The sequence below is a fragment of the Stenotrophomonas sp. 8(2023) genome (genome assembly GCF_030345295.1).
In the GTDB taxonomy this organism is placed as follows: domain Bacteria; phylum Pseudomonadota; class Gammaproteobacteria; order Xanthomonadales; family Xanthomonadaceae; genus Stenotrophomonas; species Stenotrophomonas muris.
The window spans coordinates 3,512,807-3,539,617 of the sequence record NZ_CP128404.1 but is presented as its reverse complement, the minus strand read 5'-3'; the positions used below and the strand labels follow the sequence as shown (position 1 = coordinate 3,539,617).

Annotated in this window: 23 protein-coding genes; 13 read left to right on the top strand and 10 right to left on the bottom strand. The window is 64.8% G+C overall.

From position 1 onward, the window contains the following. Positions 1–6 precede the first annotated feature (6 nt). From QP609_RS16485 to QP609_RS16475, 3 genes are all read left to right on the top strand, one after another. The gene (locus tag QP609_RS16485; protein ID WP_180835123.1) at positions 7–396 is read left to right on the top strand and encodes a hypothetical protein; all 390 of its coding nucleotides are present in this window, start codon (positions 7–9) and stop codon (positions 394–396) included. A gap of 1,020 nt (positions 397–1,416) precedes the next feature. Beyond that, positions 1,417–2,061 carry a hypothetical protein gene (locus tag QP609_RS16480; RefSeq protein WP_134967364.1) on the top strand — a complete coding sequence of 215 codons (645 nt, stop codon included), beginning with the start codon at positions 1,417–1,419 and terminating at the stop codon, positions 2,059–2,061. 564 nt (positions 2,062–2,625) lie between these two features. Then, positions 2,626–2,940 carry a hypothetical protein gene (locus QP609_RS16475; RefSeq protein WP_258014725.1) on the top strand — a complete coding sequence of 105 codons (315 nt, stop codon included), beginning with the start codon at positions 2,626–2,628 and terminating at the stop codon, positions 2,938–2,940. A gap of 975 nt (positions 2,941–3,915) precedes the next feature. Here the strand turns inward: QP609_RS16475 and coaE are convergent. The 3 genes from coaE to QP609_RS16460 are packed head-to-tail and all read right to left on the bottom strand — an operon-like array spanning position 3,916 to position 6,670. Beyond that, on the bottom strand, positions 3,916–4,527 hold the full coding sequence (gene coaE, locus QP609_RS16470) for a dephospho-CoA kinase (protein WP_053495120.1): 612 nt from the start codon (positions 4,525–4,527) through the stop codon (positions 3,916–3,918). A gap of 11 nt (positions 4,528–4,538) precedes the next feature. Beyond that, positions 4,539–5,402 carry an A24 family peptidase gene (locus QP609_RS16465; protein ID WP_005418626.1) on the bottom strand — a complete coding sequence of 288 codons (864 nt, stop codon included), beginning with the start codon at positions 5,400–5,402 and terminating at the stop codon, positions 4,539–4,541. 8 nt (positions 5,403–5,410) lie between these two features. Further along, positions 5,411–6,670: a type II secretion system F family protein gene (locus tag QP609_RS16460; RefSeq protein ID WP_053495121.1), complete on the bottom strand. Its 1,260-nt coding sequence runs from the start codon at positions 6,668–6,670 to the stop codon at positions 5,411–5,413. 354 nt (positions 6,671–7,024) lie between these two features. Between QP609_RS16460 and QP609_RS16455 the strand changes: the two genes are divergently transcribed. From QP609_RS16455 to pilB, 3 genes are all read left to right on the top strand, one after another. Further along, entirely contained in the window at positions 7,025–7,453 is a 429-nt protein-coding gene (locus tag QP609_RS16455; protein ID WP_053495122.1) for a pilin, read from the top strand. 128 nt (positions 7,454–7,581) lie between these two features. Beyond that, a complete protein-coding gene (locus QP609_RS16450) occupies positions 7,582–7,953 on the top strand; it encodes a pilin (protein WP_229767364.1) in 372 nt (123 codons plus the stop codon). A 224-nt stretch (positions 7,954–8,177) separates the two neighbouring features. Continuing rightward, positions 8,178–9,908: a type IV-A pilus assembly ATPase PilB gene (pilB, locus tag QP609_RS16445; RefSeq protein WP_014648200.1), complete on the top strand. Its 1,731-nt coding sequence runs from the start codon at positions 8,178–8,180 to the stop codon at positions 9,906–9,908. A gap of 112 nt (positions 9,909–10,020) precedes the next feature. On the opposite strand, the gene QP609_RS16440 is transcribed toward pilB, so the two are convergent. Both QP609_RS16440 and QP609_RS16435 read right to left on the bottom strand, forming a co-directional pair. Next, complete coding sequence (locus QP609_RS16440) at positions 10,021–11,394, bottom strand: sigma-54 dependent transcriptional regulator (protein WP_014648199.1); 1,374 nt, start codon at positions 11,392–11,394, stop codon at positions 10,021–10,023. 60 nt (positions 11,395–11,454) lie between these two features. Further along, complete coding sequence (locus QP609_RS16435; protein WP_014648198.1) at positions 11,455–13,068, bottom strand: ATP-binding protein; 1,614 nt, start codon at positions 13,066–13,068, stop codon at positions 11,455–11,457. Between the two features lie 405 nt (positions 13,069–13,473). Here QP609_RS16435 and sucC point away from each other — a divergent pair, with 405 nt between their 5' ends. The 3 genes from sucC to QP609_RS16420 all read left to right on the top strand — a co-directional run bounded on the left by sucC (position 13,474) and on the right by QP609_RS16420 (position 17,355). Further along, on the top strand, positions 13,474–14,643 hold the full coding sequence (gene sucC / locus QP609_RS16430; protein WP_004154430.1) for an ADP-forming succinate--CoA ligase subunit beta: 1,170 nt from the start codon (positions 13,474–13,476) through the stop codon (positions 14,641–14,643). Between the two features lie 20 nt (positions 14,644–14,663). Then, positions 14,664–15,539 (top strand): succinate--CoA ligase subunit alpha, encoded by an 876-nt coding sequence (gene sucD, locus QP609_RS16425; protein WP_005410793.1) that lies wholly within the window; start codon positions 14,664–14,666, stop codon positions 15,537–15,539. A 181-nt stretch (positions 15,540–15,720) separates the two neighbouring features. After that, the gene (locus QP609_RS16420) at positions 15,721–17,355 is read left to right on the top strand and encodes an NAD+ synthase (RefSeq protein WP_289213813.1); all 1,635 of its coding nucleotides are present in this window, start codon (positions 15,721–15,723) and stop codon (positions 17,353–17,355) included. 141 nt (positions 17,356–17,496) lie between these two features. Here QP609_RS16420 and QP609_RS16415 read toward each other — a convergent pair whose 3' ends face one another. Together QP609_RS16415 and QP609_RS16410 are read right to left on the bottom strand one after the other, a co-directional pair. Beyond that, a complete protein-coding gene (locus QP609_RS16415) occupies positions 17,497–18,699 on the bottom strand; it encodes a lipase family protein (protein WP_197621381.1) in 1,203 nt (400 codons plus the stop codon). A gap of 211 nt (positions 18,700–18,910) precedes the next feature. Then, positions 18,911–19,798: an outer membrane protein assembly factor BamD gene (locus tag QP609_RS16410; protein ID WP_032960726.1), complete on the bottom strand. Its 888-nt coding sequence runs from the start codon at positions 19,796–19,798 to the stop codon at positions 18,911–18,913. Positions 19,799–19,911: 113 nt separating this feature from the next. Between QP609_RS16410 and rluD the strand changes: the two genes are divergently transcribed. From rluD to QP609_RS16390, 4 genes are read left to right on the top strand one after another with little or no spacing between them, the layout of a single operon-like run. Further along, positions 19,912–20,901, top strand: a complete 990-nt coding sequence (gene rluD, locus QP609_RS16405; protein ID WP_180835127.1) for a 23S rRNA pseudouridine(1911/1915/1917) synthase RluD — start codon at positions 19,912–19,914, stop codon at positions 20,899–20,901. Beyond that, the gene (gene pgeF, locus QP609_RS16400) at positions 20,901–21,671 is read left to right on the top strand and encodes a peptidoglycan editing factor PgeF (RefSeq protein ID WP_197621380.1); all 771 of its coding nucleotides are present in this window, start codon (positions 20,901–20,903) and stop codon (positions 21,669–21,671) included. Before rluD ends, pgeF begins: the two co-directional genes overlap by 1 nt. 20 nt (positions 21,672–21,691) lie before the next feature. After that, the gene (locus QP609_RS16395; RefSeq protein WP_014648193.1) at positions 21,692–22,198 is read left to right on the top strand and encodes a DUF4166 domain-containing protein; all 507 of its coding nucleotides are present in this window, start codon (positions 21,692–21,694) and stop codon (positions 22,196–22,198) included. After that, positions 22,173–22,610 (top strand): thiol-disulfide oxidoreductase DCC family protein, encoded by a 438-nt coding sequence (locus tag QP609_RS16390; RefSeq protein ID WP_041863755.1) that lies wholly within the window; start codon positions 22,173–22,175, stop codon positions 22,608–22,610. The genes QP609_RS16395 and QP609_RS16390 overlap by 26 nt, the downstream gene beginning before the upstream one ends. A gap of 70 nt (positions 22,611–22,680) precedes the next feature. Here QP609_RS16390 and otsA read toward each other — a convergent pair whose 3' ends face one another. The 3 genes from otsA to otsB are packed head-to-tail and all read right to left on the bottom strand — an operon-like array spanning position 22,681 to position 26,623. Continuing rightward, positions 22,681–24,045 (bottom strand): alpha,alpha-trehalose-phosphate synthase (UDP-forming), encoded by a 1,365-nt coding sequence (gene otsA, locus QP609_RS16385; RefSeq protein WP_014648191.1) that lies wholly within the window; start codon positions 24,043–24,045, stop codon positions 22,681–22,683. After that, a complete protein-coding gene (locus tag QP609_RS16380; RefSeq protein WP_032960733.1) occupies positions 24,042–25,823 on the bottom strand; it encodes a glycoside hydrolase family 15 protein in 1,782 nt (593 codons plus the stop codon). Before QP609_RS16380 ends, otsA begins: the two co-directional genes overlap by 4 nt. Positions 25,824–25,864: 41 nt before the next feature. Then, the gene (gene otsB, locus QP609_RS16375; RefSeq protein WP_014648189.1) at positions 25,865–26,623 is read right to left on the bottom strand and encodes a trehalose-phosphatase; all 759 of its coding nucleotides are present in this window, start codon (positions 26,621–26,623) and stop codon (positions 25,865–25,867) included. Between the last annotated feature and the right edge of the window lie 188 nt (positions 26,624–26,811).

Sequence of the window (26,811 nt, the reverse complement as noted above, 5' to 3'; positions counted from 1 at the left end):
ACGTCATTGCGCAAAGCAGTCTCTTGGGTGCTGGTGTCAGATGGAGTAGCTGCGAATGCCCTTAGAATCCATATTCGAATTGCTTTGTGTATTGGCAGCCGTGATGCTAATGATCGCGATCGCTTCAAGGCTTATTCTTGTTTGGGAGTTAAAAAGAAATTCCCCGGAGCTGTGGATCTCACTTGGGAGGCCTGCGATTCTGGAGCGGGATCACTTGATGCGGAAGTATCCATTTTGTGGCTGGCGGCAGGTGTTCTGGGTGGCTTCTGGTGCCCGAAGGATGCTTCTTTCGATATTCTGGTTGTCATTCTCTACCTATCTCGTCGTGTTGATTCCGTTGGTCTGGATTTGGGTCATTCGGTGAGGGGGCTTGTCTCTAGCTGGAGTTTGAATTGAATCTTGATTCAGGCCCGAGCTGTTGAACGCCGAGCTAAAGGCCAACATCGACCAAGGGTTCATGTGAATCGGCACCTTGCGCACGTTACGGCCGGTAACCGTGGCTTGCTGGGCGCTTGGGAAGACCCCGTTGGCTATGCTGACCCGTAGTGGGCGGTGAAGTGCGCAACCATATTGCGGCGAGTGAATGCTCCGTCGTTGAATCCTGGGCTGGAGATTGCCTGAAATGCTGGCAGGTGGATCCGAAAGCGCGGTAGGGCGCTCTCCAGGTGCGCGCCCGGTAGTTGGAGCTCTTTATGCCAATGGCGGAATCTTTGACGCGAATTAAGGAATGAAGATGCTCGCCTTGCGTATTTTCGGATGTCTCGTGGGTGTACTGATGGTCGTGTATGGCGTTGCAGTCATGGACGATGCATTGATTGGGACGGGTCCTTGCCGAGCGAACTGTGGTCTGTATAGCGCCTTGATTCGTTTATTCGGACAGTCGGCCTATAACAGATTGATGGGCTTTTCCTGGGTTGTTGCGGGAATGATGTTCATTTTTGTTTCTGTTGTGGTTTGGCACGGAAAGGGCTCCGCGGAAAGGCGTAGGCAAAAAAAGGGACGCCGACGTCGATAGGGATGAGCGGATGAAATATCTCAGAAGATCCAAGTCATGCGTAAAAGCGCTTCCGCGCATTGCGAGCACCTCAGTCCCTAGCGAGCCTCGGATGGCGTCCATGTAGAGGTTCGAGCTGCGCCTGCAGGCCTTCCCATTGGACATCGTTGATCACCGCATCGTCGGCCGATGCCGAGCGCCGCACGCGACTGACCTGGGCGAAAGTGATCTAATAGGCGTAGAGCTGGGAGAGTGCATCTGAAGGCGCGAGAATTTCGTTGCTTGCAAGGAGGTCGTCGCTATATGAAGTTGAACTGGTAAAGGTGCGTTGATTGCAATGCGCGCATGCCCGATTGCATCATTCTGGTGTTCGTATAATCCGCTGCTCTATTCGTGGAAGTTGCCAATCATCGGTGGAAGTGATGCATCCTGAGATTGAAGTGAAATTGACGGCTTCGGTAGCTGGCTGTGCTAGCTGTGACTTGATGGCGCAGCTGTCGCTCGAAGTGAATGAGCTGGATGCTGCGGATGTTCTGATCAGGAAAGTCATTGATTGTCGCGGGGCGGCAAGCCTGTCCGAGTCGACCCATCAGACTCTTGAGGTCGATGTGCGAGTTCGGGCAGGCGAGGGAGATAGGGCGTGTCTGAATCTCTCTTCCGCAACCCTTGAAAAGATGGCATCTATATCTGCTTCATTGAATTTTGATCCCGAGTTGACTGGAGACGGAGGCGCAGATGGATTGGAATTGGGGGAGGACAGTGCTCCATCGCCGCGCCCTGAGCTGGTTGTCGTTCTCGTTGGTGACTCTCCTGTGAGTGGTGAAGAAGTCATCCTTTCCAGAGTCGAGCGCCAGCAATACAGAACTGGCGACATCCAGGAGGGAGTTCATGAAGCGTTGCAGCGCGGCCTCGAGAAGGTGGGAGGAGAGGCGAAGGTGTGGGCGCTGGAGGTGGGAGTACGCCTATCGAGTCAGCGCGGGGTGTGGCCGGGTTTCAATCTTTCTTGTGACGTGATCAGACTGATGGCGTCTAGTGGAGTCTCATTGGATTTCGATCCGTATGTCTAGCTCGGTCCTGTTGGTGGCCAGCAGTTGGAAATCCGAATCGACCATCCCGTATGGCGCTATCCGAAGGCATGCTTGAGCTCGAAGCCCGCTCTGATCTCGTCGACATTCATGGACTTCCCTGAGTGCTTCCTATGAACTACCCGGATGGGGAAAAGGTACTGCTTGGCGACACCGTTGATCTAGGTGGCGGAACGCGCGGGATCGTGGTTGCCGTGATCGATGATGAGTCCTATGCAGTTGGCGTTTCCGCGGAAGAGTGGCGGTACCTCGGACGAGGTGCGTTGTTGCGTGCGCCTGGATTCGGTCTACTGCATTGTCCAGATACAGAGCACGACTTCACTTTGATCGAGCGCGGTCGATCAGGAAGTCCTGCGTCGTAGAGCTGGGGGGCTTGATTCAATTGTATGGCTTGATAAGCAACGTCCTTTGCAGGTGGGAAGTACATGATCAAGTTGATCCCGTGCAAATGGTTGGTGCATGATCGTTTGCAGATGAGTGTCGATCATGTCCGGTGTCATGTGGGGGCTTATCGAGGGCGTTGGTCTGCCTTATTGGTGATGATTCATGGATAGAAGTGCGTATCTGGAAATGATGGAATTCCCGACCAAGTGGTGGGAGTACGACTTGTTGCCAGCGGAGTTGATCGATCAGCTCATGGCTACATATCAGCCTGGGATGGAGAACGCCTCAGAACATGATAGGAACAGTGTCTTCCATTGGTGGTTGAGAAAGTCGCCAAGTAAGGATCTGCTGATGAAGTTGGTTGAGCTTTCTTTCTTGGACCCTGATCAGGCAATGGCGGGTGATGTCAGAACGTACATCGCCCAAAGCGTCTTCTTTGATCGAGACGTGGCTCTGTTTATTCGTGGCGGCCGCTGATTTCCTGATTGATTAGTGATGTGGGTCAGAGCTGCAATGACCCACTGGATCAGCTGAAATTTGTAGGTACATCCGAGCCACGGCCAATAGTGTTGAGCGCATTTCCCCGTGGCTTATTGGAGGCTGAGTTGGTGGTTCGAAATCCATTGGAGGCGACGGGACTTCATGACTCGTCTCTCGATTCAGTGCAGGTGTCGATCCTGGATAGATCCTGCCTGATACGGACTGTTGGCGTATGTGGTGACCTTGCGGAAGGAGCATTGGCTGACATTGGTTGCCATAACCTAGAATCGTTCTTCCTGCTGTCCGACAGTCAGGAGCTGTCGGACAACGCTTGGCCCGGGAACATTCAGGATGGCCATTTTGATGGGTTAGGCTGCACTGGCGTGCTTCGGCTTTATCTGGCCGGAGGCATGCTGGAGGCGGGGGGCAGTCTACTCAGGTCGGAGCTCCCTGCGCTGTCTGGACATTCTCCACGACCCAGCGTGTCCGCGGCCTCTGGAACACGACTCGATGGAGTTGCTGCCGGGCGGCTGAGTTTCGCTGTCTTGACGGGGTTGAGCCATTCCGTAGGCAGCAAGCAGTTCTCAGCTCAGCTGTTGGTGCTGAGGGATACAGATGTCATCTGCTTGCCAGACGTGCCTGAGCGCATTCCCGTGTCTGTCTGCTTCGAGGGCGTCAAGTCGTGCGCGGTGAGGTTTGATGAAACCGCAATGGAGTGGAGCGAACGTCTTGGAAATGTTGCGAGCTGCATCGTCGACGAAAAGCGAGGAGTCTGCTGGTTATACCTGCGAAACGGGATAGTCATGATCGAGGCCCGCGCCGCAGTGATGATGTCCGATTGGATTGAGTCGAAGAAAACGCAAGAAAGTTCGGCTGCGATCATCAAGCCGAGCATAGGCTCGGCTCTACAGTGGATCCACGCCATGGGGCGATGCGCTTCGGTAGTGCCGGTCGCTGGCCGGCAGCCAGGCCTCAGCCCCCAGCCAACCCCAGATACCGCGCATGCAACTGTTCCACCTGCGCCTGCAGGTCTTCCGGGTGACCATCGTTGACCACCACATCATCGGCCAGTGCCAACCGCTGCGCGCGGCTGGCCTGGGCGGCGATCATCTTGTCGGCCAGCGCGGCGTCGATGCCGTCGCGCTGCATCAGCCGGGCGTGCTGCACGGCTTCGGGCGCATCCACCAGCAATACCCGGTCCAGCCACGGGTAGGCCTGCCGCCCACCGACCTCGGTCAGCAACGGAATGGCGGCAATCGCATAGGGGCTGGCGGCCTGCTCGCACTGCTGTTGCATCAGCAGACGGATGGCCGGGTGGGTGATCGCTTCCAGCGCCGCCCGTTCGGTCGGGTCGGCGAACACGTGGGCCCGCAGGCGTGCCCGGTCCAAGCTACCGTCCGCCTGCAGCATGCCGGCGCCGAAGCGCTCGGCGATACGGTCCAGGGCCGGGCTGCCGGCGGCAACCACCGCGCGGGCGGCCAGGTCGGCGTCGGCCACCACGATGCCCAGCGCCTCGAAGCGCCGGGTCGCCTCGCTCTTGCCGGCGGCAATGCCGCCGGTCAGGCCAACCACATAGCGGCTCATGGGGATTCCCCTCAGCGCAGTCCGCTCAACACCAGGTACTGCTCCACCACGGGCGCGCCCCACATGAAGTACAGCCAGCCCGCGATGGCCAGGTAGGGGCCGAACGGGATCGGCGTGGCGCGGTCACGGCCCCGGGTGTACAGCCAGATCGAGCCGATGATGGCGCCCAGCACCGACGACAGCAGGATGATGGGCAGGATGCCCTTCAACCCGCACCAGGCGCCGAGCGCGGCCAGCAGCTTGAAATCGCCGTGGCCCATGCCTTCCTTGCCGGTCAGCTGCTTGAACAGCCACCAGACCATCCATAGCGACAGATAGCCCACCGCCGCGCCGACCAAGGCAGGCTTGGCCGGCATGTACAGGTTGTCGATGTTGCCTATCAGGCCCAGCCACATCAGTGGCAGGGTCAACTGGTCAGGCAGCAGCTGGGTGCGCAGGTCGATGCCGGACAAGGCGATCAGGAAGCAGGTCAGCACGATGGCGCCGAAGCCCTGCCAGCCGAAGCCGAACTGCCAGACGCAGGCCAGCACCAATACCGAGGTCAGGGCCTCGACCAGCGGGTACTGCAGCGAGATCGGCGCCTTGCAGTGGCGGCACTTGCCGCCCTGGATGATCCAGCTGAACAGCGGGATGTTCTCGTACCAGCTCAGCTTGTGCTTGCAGTGCGGGCAGTGCGAGGGCTCGACCACGATCCCCGGTGGCGGGGGCTCGTAGAAGTCCGGTTCTTCCAGGACCTCGCGCGCATCGCGCTTCCACTGCCACTCCAGCCGCTTGGGCAGGCGCAGGATGACGACGTTGAGGAAACTGCCCAGCAGCAGCCCCAAGGCGGCCGCGGCGGGGTAGCCGAGGCCGGGATGCTGGTCGAGAAATGCCATTGATACCTTTAGCCGACGACGGCGCCAAGTTTGAAGATGGGCAGGTACATGCCGACAACAATACCGCCGACGATGGTGCCAATGAATACCATGATCATCGGTTCCAGCAGGCTGCTCAAGGCATCGACCGCATTGCTGACCTCCTGTTCATAATACTCCGCAACCTTGAACAGCATCGCGTCCAGTGCACCGGCCTCTTCACCGATACCGGTCATCTGGATGACCATGTGCGGGAACAGCGCGGTCTGTTTCATAGCCATGTTGACTGGATAGCCTACTGAGACATCGTCGCGCATACGGAGCACGGATTCCTCATAGACCTTGTTACCTGTGGCACCTGCAACGATTCCAAGCGCTTCGACCAAGGGCACACCAGCTTTGAATGTCACTGCGGTCGTCCGGGCGAAGCGCGCAATGGAGCTGTTATGCATGATCTGGCCGATCACTGGCACCTTGAGGATGAGCCTATCCATGGTGTGCCGCATGTTAGGCGAGCGTTTGTAGGCAGCAATGAAGCCAGCAACCGCGCCCGCCAGCACTAGCAACATCAACCACCACCAGGACACCATGAACCGCGACAGGTTCACGATCATCTGGGTGAACGCCGGTAGTTCTGCACCGAACCCTTTGAAAACGTCCTCGAACTGTGGGACCACCCAGACCAGCAGGATGCCACTGACGACGAGTGCCACCGCCATTACCATGACTGGGTAGAACAAGGCCTTCTTGATCTTGCCCTTAAGGGACTCGATGTTCTCTTTATAGGTTGCGACAGTGTCCAGCACTGTTTCCAGCACGCCTGCGCCTTCGCCAGCGCGGACCAGGTTCCGGTAGAGGTCATCGAACTGCACAGGATGTTTGCTGACCGCTTCATATAGAGAAGAGCCGCCCTCAATGTCCGTACGGACCGAATCCACCATCTTCTTCATGCGTGGGTTCTTGTGGCCGCTGGCGATGATGTCCAACGCACCCACGATAGGTACGCCCGACTTCATCATGGTGGCCATCTGCCGACTGAAGAAGGCAATATCCTTTGATGAAATCTTGCTGCCGGCATTGCCGAACAGAGGTTTGGGCTTGGGCTTCACTGTGCCAGGATTGATGCCCTGACGTCGCAGTTCGGCCCTCAGCAGATTGGCATTCTTTGCCGCCTGCTCCCCTTTCATCTTTACGCCCCGCTTGTCGGTCCCCTCCCAGACAAACGGCTGCAGCTCCGTAGTGCCACGCGCCACGGGCTGCTTCTTGATCGTACTGCGACTGACAGACATATCGGCTCCCCAAGACCCACCATCCCCAGGCGGGCGTCTAGCGGCTGATGGTAGCGGGTTCACGCCCGTCTGGGCAGTTGGTAAGGGGGGCGGAATGCAATTTCGTGCCCGGCGCCGGCCAAAGGTGACGCACTGCGTCACATTGCCGCGTCCATCGCAGATTCGCATCCGGGGGGTTCCCATCCGTGAAATAGCTGCCATCATGGGCGCGGGGAAATCCAGGGGGAGGCGTGCCGGGGTTGGCACGCAACCTGCGTTGATCCACCCGCAGGGGGCAGGACCCGCTCAGCTGGCCGCCGGCCAGACCGATCCTGCGCTCTGAAATCAACCACCACTATCTTGGGGATGTACCAAATGAAGAACCAGAAGGGCTTCACCCTTATCGAACTGATGATCGTCGTTGCGATCATTGCAATCCTGGCTGCCATCGCCCTGCCGCAGTACCAGAACTACGTAGCCAAGTCGCAGTTCACGGCAGGCCTCGCCGAAGTTTCGGCCGGCAAGACTGCCTACGAAACCAAGGTGAATGACGGTGTCACTGACGGCACGCAGTACACCACTGTATCGAACCTGGGCCTGAAGGATAGCGATCGTTGCGCGCTCACCGCGACCGCTCCGGATAACACCGGCGCTGGTTCGATTGTGTGCACCTTGAAGGGTAACCCGAAGGTTGCCACCAAGAAGATCACCTTGGAGCGTGACGCCAACGGCAACTGGAGCTGCAAGTCCGATCTGGCTGCTGCCGACAAGCCGAAGTATGCTCCGGCTACCTGCCAGGGCTGATACTTAGCAGTGATCGAAGGAGGGCCCCGCGTTGTCGGGGCCTTCTTCGTTTGGAGGCTATCCAACTAATTCGAGCCTGATGGGGAGGCGCGATGTTAAGGCATGCCGGTTTTACTCTGATTGAGCTCATGATCGCGGTCGCGATCATCGCGATCCTATCGGCGATCGCGATTCCTGTGTACCAAACTTTTGTCGCGAGATCGCAATTGACCGCTGCGTTGGCGGATATCAGGCCCGGCAAGACTACGGTTGAGTCTGTAGCCCAAGACAGCCGCAACGCGAGTCTGGTGAATGCGGAGTTCGTCGGTCTTTATCCGACGTCTCGTTGCACTGCTGTATCCGCTGTCTTGGATGAAGCCGGGGTGGGCAGTATCAGCTGCGTAGTCGATGGGGCACCGTCGATAAAGGGTAAAATCCTGTACCTAAAGCGCGCAGCCGACGGCACCTGGACCTGCGACGGCAGCGCCTTCGAAGCGCGCTATCGCCCAACCGGCTGTTGATCACACTTCGGCCTGCCAATGGGATGTTGGCGGGCCGTTGACGGGGCTATCATCCCCGGGGGAGTCAGGATCGTGCCTGCCGGGCTGGGAGTGCCGGGCGAGGCAGTCATGCTGAAGGATTGGCGTCGTCGTCGGCCATCGGGTCGCGGCAGGTTCTGCTGCCCTGTGCGGTGCCTCTGGAAGGCGCGCCGCACTGCCTGACCCATGATGAGCCAAGGATCCATATGAACGCCGTAACCACCGCCAATCTCGTCGGCATCACCGGCCTGGCCCGTCGCCTGGTCCAGGATGGTGCGCTGGACGAGGCTTCCGCCCGCGACGCCATGGCCAAGGCCGCTGCGGCCCGGCAGCCGCTGCCGACCTGGTTCGCGCAGAACAAGGTGGTCGGGGCGGCCCAGTTGGCGGCGGCCAACGCGGTCGAGTTCGGCATGCCGCTGTTCGACGTGTCCACGTTCGACGCCAGCCAGAACGCGATGAGCCTGGTCAGCGAGGAGCTGCTGCGCAAGCACAACGTGCTGCCGCTGTTCAAGCGCGGCGGCAAGCTGTTCGTGGGTACCAGCAATCCGACCCATTCGCTGGACGAGATCAAGTTCCACACCAATCTGGTGGTGGAGCCGATCCTGGTGGATGAAGACCAGATCCGCCGCACGCTCGAGCAGTGGCATGCCAGCCATGACACGCTGGGCGACGCGCTGGGCGGTGACGACGATGGCATGGGCAACCTGGATGTTGCGGCCGGAGACGAGGATCTCGGCGCCGGTGGCGACTCCGGCATCGATGCCAAGGGTGATGACACCCCGGTGGTGAAGTTCGTCAACAAGGTACTGGTGGACGCAATCCGCAAGGGCGCCTCGGACATCCACTTCGAGCCCTATGAAGACGACTATCGCGTGCGCCTGCGCATCGATGGCCTGCTGAAGATGGTCGCGCGCGCGCCGGTGAAGCTGAACCAACGCATCGCCGCGCGCCTGAAGGTGATGGCGCAGCTGGACATCGCCGAGAAGCGCGTGCCGCAGGACGGACGCATCAAGCTCAACCTGTCCAAGACCAAGCAGATCGACTTCCGCGTGAGCACGCTGCCGACCCTGTTCGGCGAGAAGGTGGTGCTGCGTATCCTGGACGGCAGCGCGGCCAAGCTGGGCATCGACAAGCTGGGTTACGAGCCGGACCAGCAGAAGCTGTTCCTGGACGCCATCCACAAGCCCTACGGCATGGTGCTGGTGACCGGCCCGACCGGTTCGGGCAAGACGGTGTCGCTGTATACCGCGCTGGGCATCCTCAACGACGAGACGCGCAACATCTCCACCGCCGAAGACCCGGTGGAAATCCGCCTGCCCGGCGTCAACCAGGTGCAGCAGAACAACAAGCGCGGCATGACCTTCGCCGCGGCACTGCGCTCGTTCCTGCGACAGGATCCGGACATCATCATGGTCGGCGAAATCCGCGACCTGGAGACGGCCGAGATCGCGATCAAGGCGGCGCAGACCGGCCACATGGTGCTGTCCACGCTGCACACCAACGATGCACCGCAGACCATCGCGCGCCTGATGAACATGGGCATCGCGCCGTACAACATCACCAGCTCGGTGACGCTGGTGATCGCCCAGCGCCTGGCGCGCCGGTTGTGCAACAACTGCAAGCGCCCGGCCAACCTGCCCGAACATGCGTTGCTGGCCGAGGGCTTTACCCAGGCGCAGCTGGATGCGGGTATCGAGCTGTACGAGGCGGTCGGCTGTGACGAGTGCACCGAGGGGTACAAGGGCCGCACCGGTATCTACCAGGTGATGCCGATGACCGACGAGATCGCCACGATCGTGCTGGCCGGTGGCAATGCGTTGCAGATTGCCGAGGCCGCACAGCAGATCGGGGTGAACGATCTGCGCCAGTCGGCGTTGAAGAAGGCGGCGGCGGGTGTCACCAGCCTGGCCGAGATCAACCGCGTTACCAAGGATTGAGGTAGAGCCGAGCCTATGCTCGGCTGATGGTTCGAAGAGCAGCCGAGCGTGGGCTCGGCTCTACAGTAGATCTGCGTCGTGCGTGGATGGGGTGGCCCGCGTCGGGCCCTCCTTACTCCATCCCCAGCTTCTTCAGCTTGTAGCGCAGCGCGCGGAAGGTGATGCCCAGCTGCGCGGCGGTGCGGGTCTTGTTCCAGCGGTTCTCTTCCAGCGCGCGCTGGATGGCGCTGCGCTCGAGCTGTTCGATGTACGAGGGCAGGGCGGCGCTGCCGGGCTGCAGGTCCACCACGGCCTCGGCGTGTGCTGCGCTGCCGGGCGTGCGCGGGGCATGCTGCGGCAGGCGCAGGTCGTCGGCGCCGATGCGGTCTTCTTCGGCCAGGGCCAGCGCGCGTTCCAGGATGTTCTCCAATTCGCGCACGTTGCCAGGGAAGGCGTACTGGGCCAGTGCGTCCAGCGCCGACGGCGCCAGCAACGGCGTCGGGCGGCCATGGCTGCGGGCCAGCCGTGCCAGTACCGATGCGGCCAGTTCCGGCAGGTCCTGGCGACGCTCGCGCAGCGGCGGCACCCTCAGTTCGATCACGTTGATGCGGTAGTAGAGGTCGTGGCGGAAGCGCCCGTCCTCGACCAGCTCGGCCAGGTCCTTGTGGGTGGCCGAGAGGATGCGCACGTCCACCGGCTCCTCGGTAGCCGCGCCCACCGCGCGCACTGATTTTTCCTGGATCGCGCGCAGCAGCTTCACCTGCATCTGCAGCGGCAGCTCGGCCACTTCGTCGAGGAACAGGGTGCCGCCATGCGCGGCCTGGAACAGCCCGGGCTTGTCGGCGTGGGCGCCGCTGAAGCTGCCCTTGCGGTGGCCGAAGAATTCGCTTTCCATCAGCTCGCCGGGAATGGCGCCACAGTTGACCGGCACGAACGGGCCGGCCGCGCGGGCGCCCTGGGCGTGGATGGTGCGTGCGACCAGCTCCTTGCCCACGCCGGATTCGCCGAGGATGTAGACCGGCGCCTGGCTGCGCGCGACCTTGCCGATGGTGGTGCGCAGCACGTCCATGGCCGGCGAATCGCCCAGCAGGCGTGCGCCCTGTTCGGCGGCGGGGCCGGGTGCAGGGCGCTCAGTGTTGTTCAGTTCCAGCGCGTGCTTGACCAGGCCGCGCAGCACGGCGATATCCACCGGCTTGCTGACGAAGTCGAAGGCGCCGGCCTTCAGCGCTTCCACGGCCAGGTCCATGCTGCCGAAGGCGGTGATCATCGCCACTGGCGTGCGCGGGTAGTGCTGCGCGATCTCGCTGACCAGCTCGATGCCATTGCCGTCCGGCAGGCGCATGTCGGTGATGCACAGGTCGTACGGATTGCTGGCCAGCAGTTCGCGCGCTTCGGCAAGGTTGGCTGCCGTACTGATGCGCAGCCCCATGCGGCCGAGCGTCAGTACCAGCAGTTCGCGGATGTCGCGTTCGTCGTCGACGACGAGGGCGCTGCGGGTTTCGTTCATGGGCGTGAAAGATAAACGAGGGGGCTGGAAGCGACAAATGTTTGACGCACAGAATCGAGATCAGGTGGGTAACAGCGTATGCGGGCCGGGCAGCACCAGGCGGAAGCAGGAGCCTCCAGCGGGAACCGGGATGTAGTCCAGCCGCGCCTGGTTGGCCCGGCACAGCTCGCGGGCGATATACAGGCCCAGCCCGGTGCCATGCTCGGACGTGGTGAAGAACGGCCGGAACAACTGTGCGGCCACACTCTCGGGAATACCGGGGCCACGGTCCATCACGTCGATGACCGCACTGCGCTCGTGCTGCGCCACGCGCAGGCGCACCCGCGCCGGCTGCTGGCCGATGCGCCCGTACTTGAGCGCGTTGTGCACCAGCACGGTCAGCACCTGGTAGAGGTGCTTGGTGTCGACCTGGGCCAGCACCGAGGTGTCGTTGATGATCGGCTCGATGCTGTCGGTCTCCAGCGTCTGGCCCTGCTTGTACTCCAGCACGAAGCGGCGCACGAAGGCGGCCAGGTCGACGTTCTCCGGCGTGGCGCGCTCGCGCCGGGCCAGGCCCAGCACGCTTTCGACGATGCCGTTGGTGCGCTGGCACTGCTGGCGGATGATCTGCAGCAGGCGGCGGTCGCTTTCGTTGAAGCCGGTGCCTTCTTCCAGCAGCTGCACCGCGTAGTTGATCGCGGCCAGTGGGTTGCGGATCTCGTGGGCGAGGCTGGCCGAGAAGCGGCCCATCGCCGACAGGGTGAGCGATTCGGCGCGGCGCGAGACCACGCTGGAGTCGTCCAGGAACACCAGGGCCAGGTCGCTGCCGGCCAGCAGGCGGGCAAAGCGCGGCTGCACTTCGGGCTGGTCAGGGTTGAGCTGCAGCGGTAGTTCGTCCTGCGCCCAGCCATTGCGCCAGCGCTGCAGGCGACGGGCGAGTTCCGGGGCGGCGCTGGCCAGGTCCAGGCGGCCGCTTTCGCCGCTGCCATCACTGTCACCGAGCAGCATCGAGGCGGCCTCGTTGGCCAGGGTGACGCGGTTGTCGGCGTCGACCACCAGCACGCCGGTACGCATGCGGCGGATGATCAGCTCGTTGATCTGGAACAGGTTGGCCACTTCATCGCCGCGCTGGTTGGCCAGCTGCTGGTTGCGGCGCGCGCGGCTGCCGACCTGGTAACTGATGAAGGCCAGCGCCAGGTAGCTGGTGGCGAACATGGCCAGTTCGGCCAGGGTACGGGTGGGATCGCCGCCTTCCAGCAGCTTCCAGGTGTACTCCACGCCGGTGGCGAGGCTGGCGGCCAGGGCCAGGCCCAGCCCCAGGCTGAGCGGGAGCAGGGTGGCGGCGGCGGCGATGTTGAACAGCAGCGACATCGAGATGCCGGCGCTGGCACCGGGCAGGGCATGCGACAACAGGGTGGCGGCGACGATATCCACCAGCACGCCGCTGACCACGATCGGGCGCAGCCAGCGTTCGTTGCGGCCGATCACCAGGGCCAGCAGGGACAGCACCAGATAGATGGCGGCGACGGTGTCGGCCAGCCGCGGGTGGTGCGCTTCGCCGACCATGGCCGACAGCGGGCTGTAGAGCAGCGCGGCGATGACCGAGGCGATCAGCACCCGGTACAGCGCGAAGAAATACAGCTCACGCCGCGGAATCGATTCGATGCGGTCGATCAATGAAGCACTGGGTGACACGCCGGAACTCCCCTTCTGGCTGCCTGGGTCTGGAATCTGCGGCGGGCCTGCCCGGCGTCCCCTGAGGCCGGGCGGGCACGTCGCTTCGATGTGGCCTGCGGTGGAAGCAGCAGGGCAAGCCCGACTCTACACACCTTGGTCGGCCAGTATAGGGCCCCGGGCAGGGCGCCGCCGGAGCCGCCCGGATCGCGCATTTGGCCCGGGATGGATACCGGTGGCCAGTGGGCCGCCGGGCGCAACTGCCTGAATGACGGCGGAAATCTGGCCGGGTCTGGCGTTTTGTACAGACTTCTTTGCGCCCCGGCGCCGGCTCGGCCACAATAGTGGGCCCGCCGCGGTCCATGCCGGCGCCCCGCCGGGGCCCTGAGGAATTGCGTGCGGTCGTTCCTATTCCCACGGTGACGCATGAATTTCCACGAATACCAGTCAAAACAACTGCTTGCCGAGTACGGCATCCCGGTCCCGGCCGGCAAGGTCGCTGCGACCCCGGACGAAGCGGTTGCCGCTGCCAACTCCCTGGGCCAGGGCCCCTGGATGGTCAAGGCGCAGATCCACGCTGGCGGCCGCGGCAAGGCTGGCGGCGTCAAGTTCTGCAAGACCACCGACGACGTGAAGGCCGCTGCGGCCAAGATGCTCGGCACCAAGATGGCCACCTACCAGACCGCAGGCGTTGAACTGCCGGTCAACCTGGTGCTGGTGACCACCGCCGGCGAGATCGTCAAGGAACTGTACCTGTCGGTGCTGGTCGACCGTGGCACCAAGACCATCACCTACATCGCCTCTTCGGAAGGCGGCGTGGAAATCGAGCAGGTTGCTGCTGAAACCCCGGAGCTGATCCACTCGCTGAACGTCGATTTCGTCGAAGGCGTGCAGGGTTACCACGGCCGTGATTTCGGCTTCAAGCTGGGCCTGACTGCCAAGCAGGCCGGCCAGTTCGCCAGCATCATGGTGAACCTGTACCGCCTGTTCAACGAAAAGGACCTGGCCCTGGTTGAAATCAACCCGCTGGCCATCCTGGACGACGGCAACCTGTACGCGCTGGACGGCAAGTTCGACAGCGACGACAACGCCGCGTTCCGCCAGAAGGCCCTGGTCGCCATGCGCGACAAGACCCAGGAAGATCCGACCGAAGTGATCGCTTCGGAGCTGGACATCAACTACGTCACCATGGACGGCAACATCGGCTGCATGGTGAACGGCGCCGGCCTGGCCATGGCCACCATGGACGTCATCAAGCTCAACGGCGGCGAGCCGGCGAACTTCCTGGACGTGGGCGGCGGTGCCAACAAGCAGCGCGTCATCGAAGCGTTCAAGCTGATCCTGTCCTCGGACAAGGTTGAAGGCATCTTCGTCAACATCTTCGGCGGCATCGTCCGCTGCGACATGATTGCCGAAGGCATCATCGCCGCCGTGAAGGAAGTGGGCGTCAAGGTTCCGGTCGTGGTGCGCCTGGAAGGCACCAACGTGGAAGAAGGCAAGCAGCTGCTGCGCGACAGCGGCATGGCCATCATCCCGGCTGACAACATCAACGATGGCGCCAAGAAGATCGTTGAAGCTGTCAAGAACGCTGCCTGATTCGACACCAAGGAATTCCCATGTCTGTTTTGATTAACAAGAACACCAAGGTGATCGTGCAGGGCTTCACCGGCCAGCAGGGCACCTTCCACGCCACTCAGATGATCGAGTACGGCACCCAGGTTGTTGGCGGCGTGACCCCGGGCAAGGGTGGCACCACCCACATCGACCTGCCGGTCTTCAACACCGTTGCCGACGCCGTGCAGAGCACCGGCGCCAACGCTTCGGTCATCTACGTGCCGCCGCCGTACGCGGCCGACGCGATCCTGGAAGCCGCTGCTGCCGGCATCAAGGTCATCGTCTGCATCACCGAAGGCATCCCGGTGCTGGACATGCTGCGCGTCAAGAACGTGCTGACCCGTTCGCATCCGGACACCGTGCTGATCGGGCCGAACTGCCCGGGCGTCATCACCCCGGGTGAGTGCAAGATCGGCATCATGCCGGGCCACATCCACCAGCCGGGCAAGATCGGTATCGTGTCGCGTTCGGGCACCCTGACCTATGAAGCGGTCAAGCAGACCACCGAAGTCGGCCTGGGCCAGTCCACCTGCATCGGCATCGGTGGTGACCCGATCAACGGCCTGAACTTCGTCGACTGCCTGAAGCTGTTCAACGAAGACCCGCAGACTGAAGGCATCATCATGGTTGGCGAAATCGGCGGCGACGCCGAGGAAGCCGGCGCCGAGTACATCAAGAACCACGTGAAGAAGCCGGTCGTCGGTTTCATCGCCGGTGCGTCGGCTCCGGCCGGCAAGCGCATGGGCCACGCCGGTGCGATCGCCTCGGGCGGCAAGGGCACTGCCGAAGGCAAGTTCGCCGCCATGGAAGCTGCCGGTGTTGTCACCGTCCGCTCGCCGGGCGACCTGGGCGCTGCCATCGCCAAGCTGGTGAAATAAGATCGACTGCCTCCGGCAGACGATGCTGTAGAGCCGGCCGCTGGCCGGCTGCTTGAACACAGAAAGGCCGCCTCCGGGCGGCCTTTCTGCGTCTGGCGTGGGGCCAGATCCCTTTTGCTGCGCAAAACGGATCTGACCCCGGCGTTACAATGGCGGCATTGCAACCACAGGCTGGAATCCCATGGCTTCGATCCGCATCGCGATGGCGCAGTTCGACTTCCCGGTCGGCGATGTCGCCGGCAACACCGAGCGCATCATCGAGATGATCGGCCAGGCGCGCGACGAGTACGGCGCCGAGCTGGTGATGTTCCCCGAGCTGGCGGTGAGCGGCTACCCGCCGGAAGACCTGCTGCTGCGCCCGGGCTTCCTGTACGAGTGCGAGCAGGCGATGGCCCGCATCGCTGCCGCCTGCCGCGGCATCACCGCCGTGGTCGGCTGGCCGCAGGCGGCTGGCGCGGTGGTCTACAACGCCGCCAGCGTGCTGCGTGATGGCCTGGCCGAGCAGACCTACCGCAAGCGTGAGCTGCCCAACTACGCCGTGTTCGACGAGCGCCGCTACTTCGATGTCGATCCGGATGGCGGCAGCTGCGTGTTCGAGGTCAACGGTATTCCGGTTGGCCTGCTGATCTGCGAGGACCTGTGGTTTGCCGAGCCGCTGGCCGACACCATGCGCGCCGGTGCGCAGCTGGTGGTGGTGCCGAATGCTTCGCCGTACGAGCGTGGCAAGCATGCCCAGCGCGACGCCGTGCTGGCTGCACGTACCCGCGAGAGCGGGGCGGCGATCGCTTACCTCAACGTGGTTGGCGGCCAGGACGCGCTGGTGTTCGATGGCGCCTCGGTGGTGGCCGACGGTGATGGCACGGTGCACCCGGCCGCTGCTGCCTTCGTCGACCAGTGGCTGGTGGTGGAGTACGACGGCGCCAGCCGCCGCTTCATGCCGCACGTGTGGATGGACGACGGCGACGAGAGCATGGACGCGCTGGCCTGGCGCGCGGTGACCCGTGGCATCCAGGACTACTGCCGCAAGAACGGCTTCAAGAAAGTGTGGCTGGGCCTGTCCGGCGGCATCGACTCGGCGATCGTGCTGGCCATGGCGGTGGACGCGATGGGCGCGGAGAACGTAACCGCCGTGCGCCTGCCGTCGCGCTACACCGCGGGCCTGTCCAACGACCTGGCGGCCGAGCAGTGCCAGGCGCTGGGCGTGAAGCTGGAGGCGGTGTCGATCGAGCCGGCGTTCAAGGGCCTGATGGAAGCGTTGGCGCCGATGTTCGAGGGCACCGCGCCGGACGTGACCGAAGAGAACCTGCAGTCGCGCAGCCGCGGGGTGATCCTGATGGCGCTGGCCAACAAGTTCGGCGGCTTGCTGCTGACCACCGGCAACAAGAGCGAGTACGCGGTCGGCTACGCCACCATCTACGGCGACATGTGCGGTGGCTATGCGCCGCTGAAGGACCTGTACAAGACCGAAGTGTTCGGCCTGTCCAAGTGGCGCAATACCGTGGGCGGCGCGCCGGTGATCCCGCCGGCGGTGATCAGCCGCCCGCCGTCGGCCGAGCTGCGCGAGAACCAGCTGGACCAGGATTCATTGCCGGCTTATGACGTGCTGGACGGCATCCTGTACCGCTACATCGACCAGGAACAGTCGCGCACGGAGATCGTGGCGGCCGGCTATGACGCGGCCGTGGTCGACCGGGTGCTGCGGCTGGTGCGCATCAGCGAGTGGAAGCGGCACCAAGCCGCACCGGGGCCGAAGGTCTCGCGCCGGGCGTTCGGCCGCGAGCGTCGTTACCCGATCAGCAACGGCTACAAGGGCTGAGGCAGCGGTTGGCAGGTAGTGCCGGCCGCTGGCCGGCAACCCGTATCCCGCGCATCCACGCATGGCGCGGATCTACCGTGTTCGTTAGTGCCGGCCGCTGGCCGGCAACTTCCTGGATCGCGTATCCGGCATGGCGTGGATCTACCGGGCTTCGTCGAGCCGTTGTTCGAGGCCTGCGATCTCCGCAGCGTCGTTGAAGTGGTCGTCCTCCAGCCGCGCACGCACGAACGCCAGGCCATCGGCCGCCGCTGCGTCCAGCGTACCGCGGTGATCGACCGGGTAGCGCCGGAACGCGACCGGCTCGCCTCGCACGGCCAGGCCTGCGGCGTACAGCAGGGTGGTCAGATAGGGCACATCGCGGTCCTCGCTGCCATGGGCCAGCATCAGCGGCTGGCTGAAGCCGCGGCGCGGTACGCCCAGGTAGTCATGCAGCACCGCCCAGATGCCCGGCACGCGGGTCAGCGGTGCAGTGAACATGCTGCCGGTATCCATGCCGTCCAGCGTGGTGGCCAGATCACCCAGGCACTGCTCGCGTGCCAGAGCAATGCGGGCGCGCCCGGCCTCGCTCAGCACGCCGTCGACCTGCGGCGCAACCTGCAGCAGGCCGTCGAGCAGGTACGCGTGATATGCGTTGAGCGCGCCGGGATTGGCGGTGCGGTTGTCGGGCTTCATCACCAGCGCGGTCAGTTCGACTGCGGTGGGCGTTCCGGCGGTGAAACTGCCGCGGTACTGCAGGGATGGGCCGCCATGGGAGGCGGCCAGATGGCCTGCTGTCAATGCGGCCGCGCCCCCCTGCGAATATCCGACCGAGACCCAGCGCGGCGACAATGTTGCCGTACCCAGGTACTGGCGGCTGGCCTTGACCATGTCGATGGCGTTGCGCGCCGCGGTACGCACGTGCAGGTAGGCATGATTGCCTGGGCTGCCCAGGCCCTGGTAGTCGGCGGCGGCGACGGCATAGCCCTGGGCCAGGAACACGTCCAGGAAGCGTCCGTCGCGTTCGGCATGGGTGGGGCCGGAGACCGAGGGCGCACAGCGATCCGCAATGCCCTGAGTGCCATGTGCCCAGGACACCACCGGCCACCCGCCCGCAGGCGCCGCGCCGGCGGGCAGGTACAGCAGGCCGGTGCCTTCGGCCAGCTGGCCGCGGTGGTCCGGGGTGCGGTAGTGCAGCTTGTAGGCCTGCGCGGCCCTGGACGGCACCCATGACGCGCGATAGGGGGCAGCAGACAGCAGATCGCCCGGCGCGTCCCGCGCGGCGGCCGCGGGCGCCAGGGTCAGCGCCAGCAGGGCGCTGGCGAGAAGGCAGGACAGGAAACGGAAACTACAGGGCCGTGTCGGCATGGGGCGCTCCGTGATGGCCGGTGTGGCCGCAGCGCCGCAGTGTGGAGCGCCTCACCCAGGCGGGCTGCGACCGGCGTCGCATCCGCGCTGGATTCGTAGCATTCCTAGGTTCGGGCCTAGGTGCCGGCCCCGGCGCGGGGAGGCGGATGAGGAAAGCAGTCGAGCGTGGCTCGACTCCACAAAGAAGAAGGGCCCCTTTCGGGGCCCTCTCTTATTTCTTTTCCAGTCGCGCGTTGCGCTGGCCGGTGCTGGCGGACTTCTCGCCGGCGAACGGGTTCAGCTTGCGGATCATCCACGGGTACTTCGGCCACTTGCCTTCCAGCCACGGGTGATCCGGCTGGTTCAGCTGCAGGACGCGACGGGCGTCGTCGGCCAGGGTCTTGTTGCCCAGGTGGGTGTAGGAATCGGCCAGCACGGCCACGGCGTCGTACTGGAAGGCGCTCTGCGGGTAGGTTTCCAGCAGGTAGTTGGCGCGGCCCACGGCCGAGACCCAGGCGCCGCGGCGCATGTAGTACAGGGCGTTGTCCAGCTCGTGCTGGGCGAACACGTCACGCAGCTCCAGCATGCGCTGGCGCGCATCGGCGGCGTAGCGGCTGTTCGGGTAACGATCAACCACGATGTTGAAGTCCGAGTACGCCTGGTGCGGCGTGGACAGGTCGCGGCGGCTGGCATCCAGCGACCATACGCGGCGCAGGAAAACCGTACTGCGGTTGGAGTTGGCCAGGCCACGCAGGTAGTACAGGTACGCAATGTTGCGGTGGGTCGGGTAGGTGCGGATGAAGCGGTCGATGCTGGACACCGCGTCATCGTGCTTGCCGGCCTTGTACTGGGCGTAGGCGGTTTCGATCATCGCCTGCTCGGTGTACGGGCCGTACGGATACTGGGCCACCAGGCGGCGGAAGCTGGCTTCGGCGCCGCTCCAGTTGCCGCCCTGCATCAGCTTGTGGCTTTTCTCGTACAGCTGTTCGACCGGCACGCCTTCGTCGGGGCGATCACCCTTCTTGGCGCCGCGGTGGCAGCCGGTTGCGGCGATGACCAGCACCAGCAGCAGGGCGGTGAGGCGGACGGGCGCGGAGAGCATGGCGGAGCGTCGGATCATGGGGTCGAGGCGGGACGCGGCTGGAATACGAAGGGTCGATGATAGCCTAGTGTCCTGTCCAGCGACTGAAACCGGCCGCCGGGACCCCAAAATTTCAAAGAATGCCCCCTGCCATGTCTGAACAACCCTCTGAATCGGCCCGCCAGGCCATCGTCCCCGACACCGCCGCCGGCCGTCGTTTCGATGCCGTCGTGGCCGAACTGTTCCCCGAATATTCGCGTTCGCGCCTGACCGAGTGGATCAAGTCCGGTGACGTCCTGCTGGACGGCGCCCAGGTGCGCCCGCGCGATCCGCTGCGCGGCGGCGAGGTGGTGACCCTCCATGTGGTGCTGGAAACCCAGACCGACGCCCAGCCGGAGGACATCCCGCTGGACGTGCTGTTCGAGGACGAGCATGTGCTGGTGATCAACAAGCCGGTCGGCCTGGTGGTCCACCCCGGCGCCGGCAACCACAGCGGCACCCTGGTCAACGCGCTGCTGTTCCGCGACCCGTCGGTGGCGGTGCTGGCGCGCGCGGGCATCGTGCACCGCCTGGACAAGGACACCAGCGGCGTGATGGTGGTGGCCAAGACCCTGGAAGCGCAGACTGCATTGGTCGAGCAACTGGCGGCCCGTGACGTGCACCGCCAGTACCTGGCCATCGTGATGGGCGCGCTGGTGGCAGGCGGTACCGCCGATGCCCCGATCGACCGCCACCCGCGCGACCGGCTGAAGATGGCGGTGCGCGAAGACGGCAAGGAAGCGGTGACCCACTACCGCCTGCGCGAGCGCTTCCGTGCGCACACCGCGCTGGAGTGCCGCCTGGAAACCGGCCGTACCCACCAGATCCGCGTGCACATGGCACACGTGCGCCATCCGATCATCGGCGACCCGCTGTACGGCGGTGCGCTGAAGCTGCCCAAGGGTGCCAGCGACGAGCTGGTGGCCGCGCTGCGCGGCTTCAAGCGCCAAGCCTTGCACGCCGAGACCCTGGAGTTCATGCATCCGATCACCGGTGAGCCGGTGCGCAATACCGCGCCGGTGCCGGAGGACATGCTGCACCTGATGAAGGTGCTGCGCGAAGACAGCGAAGCCTTCGCCGCCCGCGAGCGGGATCGCTGGTGATGGCCGCCGCGCTGCCGTTGCTGCAGGCGGACTGGCCGGCGCCGGCAGGCGTCCATGCGCTGACCACGCGCCGGCATGGCGCGGGCATTTCGCCGGCGCCGTTCGCGCAGTTCAACCTCGGCAACCGGCACGCGGCCGATGGTGATACCCCGGCCAACGTGGAGCACAACCGCCAGCTGCTGCAGGAGGGGCTGGCACTGCCCTCGGCACCGCACTGGCTGCGCCAGGTGCACAGCAGCACCGTGCTGCGCTTCACCGCGCCGCCGGTGCCCGGCGCCAGCGAACCGGTGGCCGACGCCGCAGTGACCTCGGTGCCGGGCGTGGTGCTGGCGATCCTGACCGCCGACTGCCTGCCGGTGGTGTTTGCCGCGGCCGATGGCAGCGAGGTGGGTGCGGCCCATGCCGGCTGGCGTGGGCTGGCTGACGGCATGCTGGAGGCCACGGTGGCCGCCCTGCAGACGCCGCCGGCGCAGTTGCGGGCCTGGCTGGGCCCGGCTGCCGGGCCGGCCGACTACGAGATCGGCGAGGAGGTCTACCACGCCTTCGTCGGCCATGATCCGGCCGCCGGGGCGGCGTTCGTGGCCACCCGCGCAGGCCACTGGAAAGTGGACCTGTTCGCGCTGGCGCGGCAGCGGTTGCAGGCGGCGGGGATGGACCCGGCGCAGGTGTATGGCGGCACGGTGTCGACCATGGCCGATCCTGACCTGTATTCGCACCGGCGCGACCGTCGTACCGGGCGCATGGCGACCCTGGCCTGGATCGCGCCCTGACCACGCCGCTGTTCGCGCGCGTGCTGGGGCCGGCCTTCGCCACCCTGGCAGCGCCGGTGCAGGCGCTGCATGCCGCGCCGTTGCCCTGCCGCTACATGGGGCAGGCGCGCATCGTGAGGGGGCGGCACTGGCTGGTGCCGCTGCTGGCCGCGTTGGCGCGGCTGCCGAAGGACGGCGACGCGCTGCCCACCGAAGTGGCGTTCAGTGCACGCGGGCAGGGCGAGCAGTGGGCGCGACGGTTCGACCGCTGGCCGATGGTGTCGCGGCTGTGGGCGCACGAAGGGCTTCTGCGCGAGCAGCTGGGCGCGGTGCGCTTCGAGTTCGCGTTGCAGGCCCGCGAGGGTGGCATCGACTGGTCGGTGCGGCGGGTCTGGGCGTTCGGGCTGCTGCCGCTGCCGACGCGTTGGTTCGGCGGTGTGCGCTGCCGTGAAGCCTGGCGCGGCGAGCGTTACACTTTCCGGGTTGATGTGAGGTTGCCTTGGGTGGGAGCCCTGATCCGCTATGAAGGCTGGCTCGAACCACAGTGACGGCGCCGCCGGGACTGGCAGCGCGGTGATCGTGTTCGACGGCGTATGCGCTCTGTGCAATCGCTGGGTGCGCTTCCTGCTGCATTTCGACCGCAAGGAACGTTATCGCTTTGCAGCGATGCAGGGCGAGCGGGGCAGTGCGCTGCTGCGCGCACACGGGCTGGACCCGCAGGACCCGGCGTCGTTCCTGCTGCTGGACGCGCAGGGCACCTGGACCGATACCGATGCCATCCTGCGTGTACTGGCCGGGCTGGGCGGTGGATGGCGCCTGAGCGGCGTACTGAAGGTGCTGCCGCGCGGCTGGCGGGATGCCGCGTATCGCGCGCTGGCCCGCAACCGCTACCGCTGGTTCGGGCGGCATGATGCCTGTCATCTGCCCGCACCGGAGCAGGCAGCGCGATTCCTGGATTGAAGAAAAAGGGGACGGAGGGGATTAAGTCGTTTGTGCACAAACGACTTAATCCCCTCCGTCCCCTTTTTCCTCAGCCTTCCAGTGCGTCCAGGTAGCTGCGCCGCCAGTGGTTGATGTCGTAGGTGCGCAGGTGCTCCATCATGGCGTGCCAGCGCTCCTTGCGCTTGCGCAGCGACATCGTCGCCGCGGTGGCGATGGCGTCGGCAACGCCATCCAGGTCGTGCGGGTTCACCAGCAGTGCCTGCTTGAGTTCGTCGGCGGCGCCGGCCAGCAGCGACAGCACCAGCACGCCCGGGTCCTCCGGGTCCTGCGAGGCCACGTATTCCTTGGCCACCAGGTTCATGCCATCACGCAGCGGCGTGACCAGCCCCACCGCCGCTGCACGGTAGAAACCGGTGAGGGTGGCATGGGTGAAGTTCTGGTTGACGTAGCGCAGCGGCGTCCAGTCCGGCTCGGCGTGGCCACCGTTGATGTGGCCGGCGATCTGCTCCAGCTGGCTGCGCAGCTGCCGGTACTCGGTGACATCGCCGCGCGAGACGGGGGCGATCTGCAGGTAGGTCAGCGACCCGCGCTGGTCGGGATGGCGCTCAAGATAGCGTTCGAAGCCGAGGAAGCGCTCGGGCAGGCCCTTGGAATAATCCAGGCGATCAACGCCGATCGCCAGTTGGCGATCACGCAGGCTGGCGCGCAGGTTCTTTACGGCGGCCTTGGTGGCGGCGGTACCGGCCTGGCGCGCGATCAGCTCGGTGTCGATGCCGATCGGGAACGCCGCCGCGCGGAAACGACGCCCGCCCGGTGCCTCCAGCTCGCCGTTGGCGAGTACCCGACCGCCGCCGAACAGGCGCAGGTAGGTCTGGAAGCGATCGGCATCGCGCTGGGTCTGGAAGCCCACCAGGTCATACGCGTAGAGCGCGGAGAACAGCCGCAGGTGGTCGGGCATCGCCTGCAGCAGGTCGGCCGAGGGCATCGGGATGTGCAGGAAGAAGCCGATGCGGCAGCCGATGCCACGCTCGCGCAGCAGTGCGCCAAGCGGGATCAGGTGATAGTCGTGGATCCAGACGATGTCATCCTCGCGCAGCAAGGGCGCGAGCTTGTCGGCGAACAGTGCGTTGACCTTGTGGTAGGTCTCGCGGGTGGCACGGTCGTAGTCGACCAGATCCAGGCGGAAGTGCAGCAGCGGCCACAGCGTGCGGTTGGCAAAGCCGTTGTAGTAGCCGTCCACCTCGCGCTTGCTCAGGTCCATGGTGACGTAGTCGATGTCACCGTCTTTCTGCCGGTGCAGCGTGCCGCTGCCGTCCTTTACCGTCTTGCCGCTCCAGCCGAACCACAGGCCGCCGCGTTCCTTCAGGGCGGCCAGCAGGCCGACAGCCAGGCCGCCGGCGCGGTTCTCGCCGGGTACGGCCACACGATTTGAAACCACCACCAGACGACTCACGATGCCTCCTGCCAGGACCGCGACAGGCGCATCGCGGCAGTGATCAGGCCGACGTGCGAATAGGTCTGCGGGAAATTGCCCCAGGCCTCGCCGCTGTCGAAGGCCAGATCCTCCGACAGCAGGCCCAGGTGGTTGCGCTGCTTCAGCAGCAGCTCGAACATCTCGCGCGCCTCGTCCATGCGCCCGATCGCCGCCAGCGCATCGATGTACCAGAACGTGCAGATGGTGAAGCTGGTTTCCGGCTCACCGAAGTCATCCGGCGCGACATAGCGGTACAGCGAATTGCCATGCTTGAGGTCGCGGCCGATCGCATCGACGGTGGCGATGAAGCGGGCGTCCATCGCATCGATGAAGCCGATGTCGGCCAGCAGCAGGAGCGAGGCGTCCAGGCGATGGCCGCCGAAGGTATCGGTGAAGTGGCCCAGTTCCTCATTCCAGGACTCGGCCATGATGCGCGCATGGATGGTGTCGGCGCGCTCGCGCCAGTAGTGTGCACGGTCATCGCGCTTCAGGCGCACGGCGATCTTGCACAGGCGGTCGCAGGCGGCCCAGCACATCGCGCTGGTGTAGGTGTGTACCTCGGTGCGGCCACGGAACTCCCACAGGCCCGCATCGGGCACGTCATGCAGGGCGAAGGCCTGTTCGCCCAGCGGTTCGAGGCGGGCGAATGTGTGCGCGTCGCCGGGATCCTGCAGGCGGCGGTCGAAGAACAGCTGCGTGGAGGCCAGCACCACGCTGCCGTAGACATCGTGCTGGCGCTGCACCCAGGCCAGGTTGCCACGGCGCACCGGGCCCATGCCGCGGTAGCCGGACAGGCTGGGCACTTCGTCTTCGTCCAGCTTGGCTTCAAAGCCGATGCCATACAGCGGCTGCAGCGTGCCGTCGGTGGTGGCCAGGTTGAAGATGTAGCCGAGGAACTGTTCCATCGTGCGCGTTGCGCCGAGACGGTTCAGCGCCCGCACCACGAAAGCTGCGTCACGCAGCCAGCAGTAGCGGTAGTCCCAGTTGCGCACGCTGCCGGGTGCTTCCGGAATGGAGGTGGTCATCGCCGCGATGATCGCGCCGCTGTCCTCGTACTGGCACAGCTTCAACGTGATCGCACTGCGGATGACCGCGTCCTGCCACTCCAGTGGAATGGACAGGTAGCGCACCCATTCGCGCCAGTAGTCGCGGGTGCGCTGGAAGGCTTCCTGCACGTAGCCGCTGATCGACCGGTTGAGCGACTCATCCACGCCCAGGATCAGGTGGATGGGATGGTTGAGCACGAACGGCAGGCCATCGCGCACGAAGCGCACCGGCACATCGGTGGTCAGCCGCAGCACGTGCTCCGGCAGGATCCAGCGCACATGGTTGCTGCCCCAGGTCGACTCTGGCACGCGTGCGCCCCAGTCGGCCAGCGGGCGCGCACGCACGGTGATGCGCGGGCTGCCAGCCAGCGGACGCACCTGGCGGATCAGGCTGACCGGCCGGTAGAAGCGGTCGTTCTGCCGCCAGCGGGGGGCGAAATCCAGGATTTCCAGTTCGCCGCCGTGCGCGTCGCGGAGCACCGTGCGCAGGATCGCCGTGTTGGTGAGGTATTCCTGCTCGCTGCTGGCGAAGTCTTCCAGCTCGATGGCGAAGTCGCCACCGGTCTGCTGGTTGGGGCCGAGCAGCGCACAGAAGGTAGGGTCGCCGTCGAAGGTGGGCAGGCAGCTCCAGACAACGCGGGCACGTTTGTCGACCAGGGCGCCGAAGCTGCCGTTGCCGACCACGCCCAGATCAAGATCGGGTTGGGTCATCACGCGGTACATCTCGGTTGCGGCCGTGAGGGTTGGCCGGGTCAATAGGCATTCTCACGCAGCCAGGCGTGCACGCTGCGTATGTCGGGCAGCGCGAACACCGCCGCGCTGGGTTCACGTTCACCCACCAGCACGCTCCAGCCATGCTGGCTGTTGGCGGCGTCGAAGCCGAATTCATCGGTGAGGTCGTCACCGAGAAACACCGGCAGGCGGCCGCGGAAGGGCAGGTACTGCATCATCCGGCGCACGGCACGGCCCTTGTCGGTGCCGACGGGCACGAACTCGACCACATGGTCGCCGGGTTGCAGGCGGTAACTGGCGCGGCCCCGCACGTGGCGATCGGCGAAGGCGCGCACATCACTTGCCGCGTGCGGCGCACCGCGCCAATGCAGGGCCAGGCCGACGCCCTTGTCTTCCACCAGCACGCCGGGATGGCCGTGGGCAAAGCGCATCGCCTGCTGGTGCAGCGCGTGCAGCCACTCGGCGGTGTCGTCGTCGTGTTCGTCGCGCAGCACACGACCATCCTCGCCGCGCAGTTCGTGCCCATGCAGGCCGGCGGCAGGCAGCTGGAGGGGAGCGAACAGCTGGTCCAGCTGTTCAAGCGGTCGGCCACTGACCAGTGCCACGGCGCCTTCCAGGCGGTCACTGATGCGGCCGATGGCTTCGCGCACATCCGGCAGGAGCTGCACGGCATCCGGTCGTGCAGCGAATTCGATGAGGGTGCCATCGACATCGAGGAACAACGCACAGGCGTCGTCCAGCAATGGCGGTGGCGGACGCAGGGGGAGCGGTTCAGCCATGACGACCAGCCTGCCAGCCTGGGCGTGTACGTGGGGTCGAGGGCAGGCTGCGGATCAGCTTCGGTGGGTGCCGACCGGTGGTCGGCACGGCAGGTCAGCCTGCATCCAGCCCAAACAGCGCGGACCAACGGTCCGCCCCCACCCAAAGCAGATCCGCACCCGGATCACGAAGTTGCCGGCCAGCGGCC

Bases quoted from the DNA above. Each gene is read 5' to 3' on its own strand.
- QP609_RS16480 (WP_134967364.1), top strand. From the start codon at position 1,417: ATGCATCCTGAGATTGAAGTGAAATTGACGGCTTCGGTAGCTGGCTGT.
- QP609_RS16475 (WP_258014725.1), top strand. From the start codon at position 2,626: ATGGATAGAAGTGCGTATCTGGAAATGATGGAATTCCCGACCAAGTGG.
- coaE (WP_053495120.1), bottom strand. From the start codon at position 4,527: ATGAGCCGCTATGTGGTTGGCCTGACCGGCGGCATTGCCGCCGGCAAG.
- QP609_RS16465 (WP_005418626.1), bottom strand. From the start codon at position 5,402: ATGGCATTTCTCGACCAGCATCCCGGCCTCGGCTACCCCGCCGCGGCC.
- QP609_RS16460 (WP_053495121.1), bottom strand. From the start codon at position 6,670: ATGTCTGTCAGTCGCAGTACGATCAAGAAGCAGCCCGTGGCGCGTGGC.
- QP609_RS16455 (WP_053495122.1), top strand. From the start codon at position 7,025: ATGAAGAACCAGAAGGGCTTCACCCTTATCGAACTGATGATCGTCGTT.
- QP609_RS16450 (WP_229767364.1), top strand. From the start codon at position 7,582: ATGATCGCGGTCGCGATCATCGCGATCCTATCGGCGATCGCGATTCCT.
- pilB (WP_014648200.1), top strand. From the start codon at position 8,178: ATGAACGCCGTAACCACCGCCAATCTCGTCGGCATCACCGGCCTGGCC.
- QP609_RS16440 (WP_014648199.1), bottom strand. From the start codon at position 11,394: ATGAACGAAACCCGCAGCGCCCTCGTCGTCGACGACGAACGCGACATC.
- sucC (WP_004154430.1), top strand. From the start codon at position 13,474: ATGAATTTCCACGAATACCAGTCAAAACAACTGCTTGCCGAGTACGGC.
- sucD (WP_005410793.1), top strand. From the start codon at position 14,664: ATGTCTGTTTTGATTAACAAGAACACCAAGGTGATCGTGCAGGGCTTC.
- QP609_RS16420 (WP_289213813.1), top strand. From the start codon at position 15,721: ATGGCTTCGATCCGCATCGCGATGGCGCAGTTCGACTTCCCGGTCGGC.
- QP609_RS16415 (WP_197621381.1), bottom strand. From the start codon at position 18,699: ATGCCGACACGGCCCTGTAGTTTCCGTTTCCTGTCCTGCCTTCTCGCC.
- QP609_RS16410 (WP_032960726.1), bottom strand. From the start codon at position 19,798: ATGATCCGACGCTCCGCCATGCTCTCCGCGCCCGTCCGCCTCACCGCC.
- rluD (WP_180835127.1), top strand. From the start codon at position 19,912: ATGTCTGAACAACCCTCTGAATCGGCCCGCCAGGCCATCGTCCCCGAC.
- pgeF (WP_197621380.1), top strand. From the start codon at position 20,901: ATGGCCGCCGCGCTGCCGTTGCTGCAGGCGGACTGGCCGGCGCCGGCA.
- QP609_RS16390 (WP_041863755.1), top strand. From the start codon at position 22,173: ATGAAGGCTGGCTCGAACCACAGTGACGGCGCCGCCGGGACTGGCAGC.
- QP609_RS16380 (WP_032960733.1), bottom strand. From the start codon at position 25,823: ATGACCCAACCCGATCTTGATCTGGGCGTGGTCGGCAACGGCAGCTTC.
- otsB (WP_014648189.1), bottom strand. From the start codon at position 26,623: ATGGCTGAACCGCTCCCCCTGCGTCCGCCACCGCCATTGCTGGACGAC.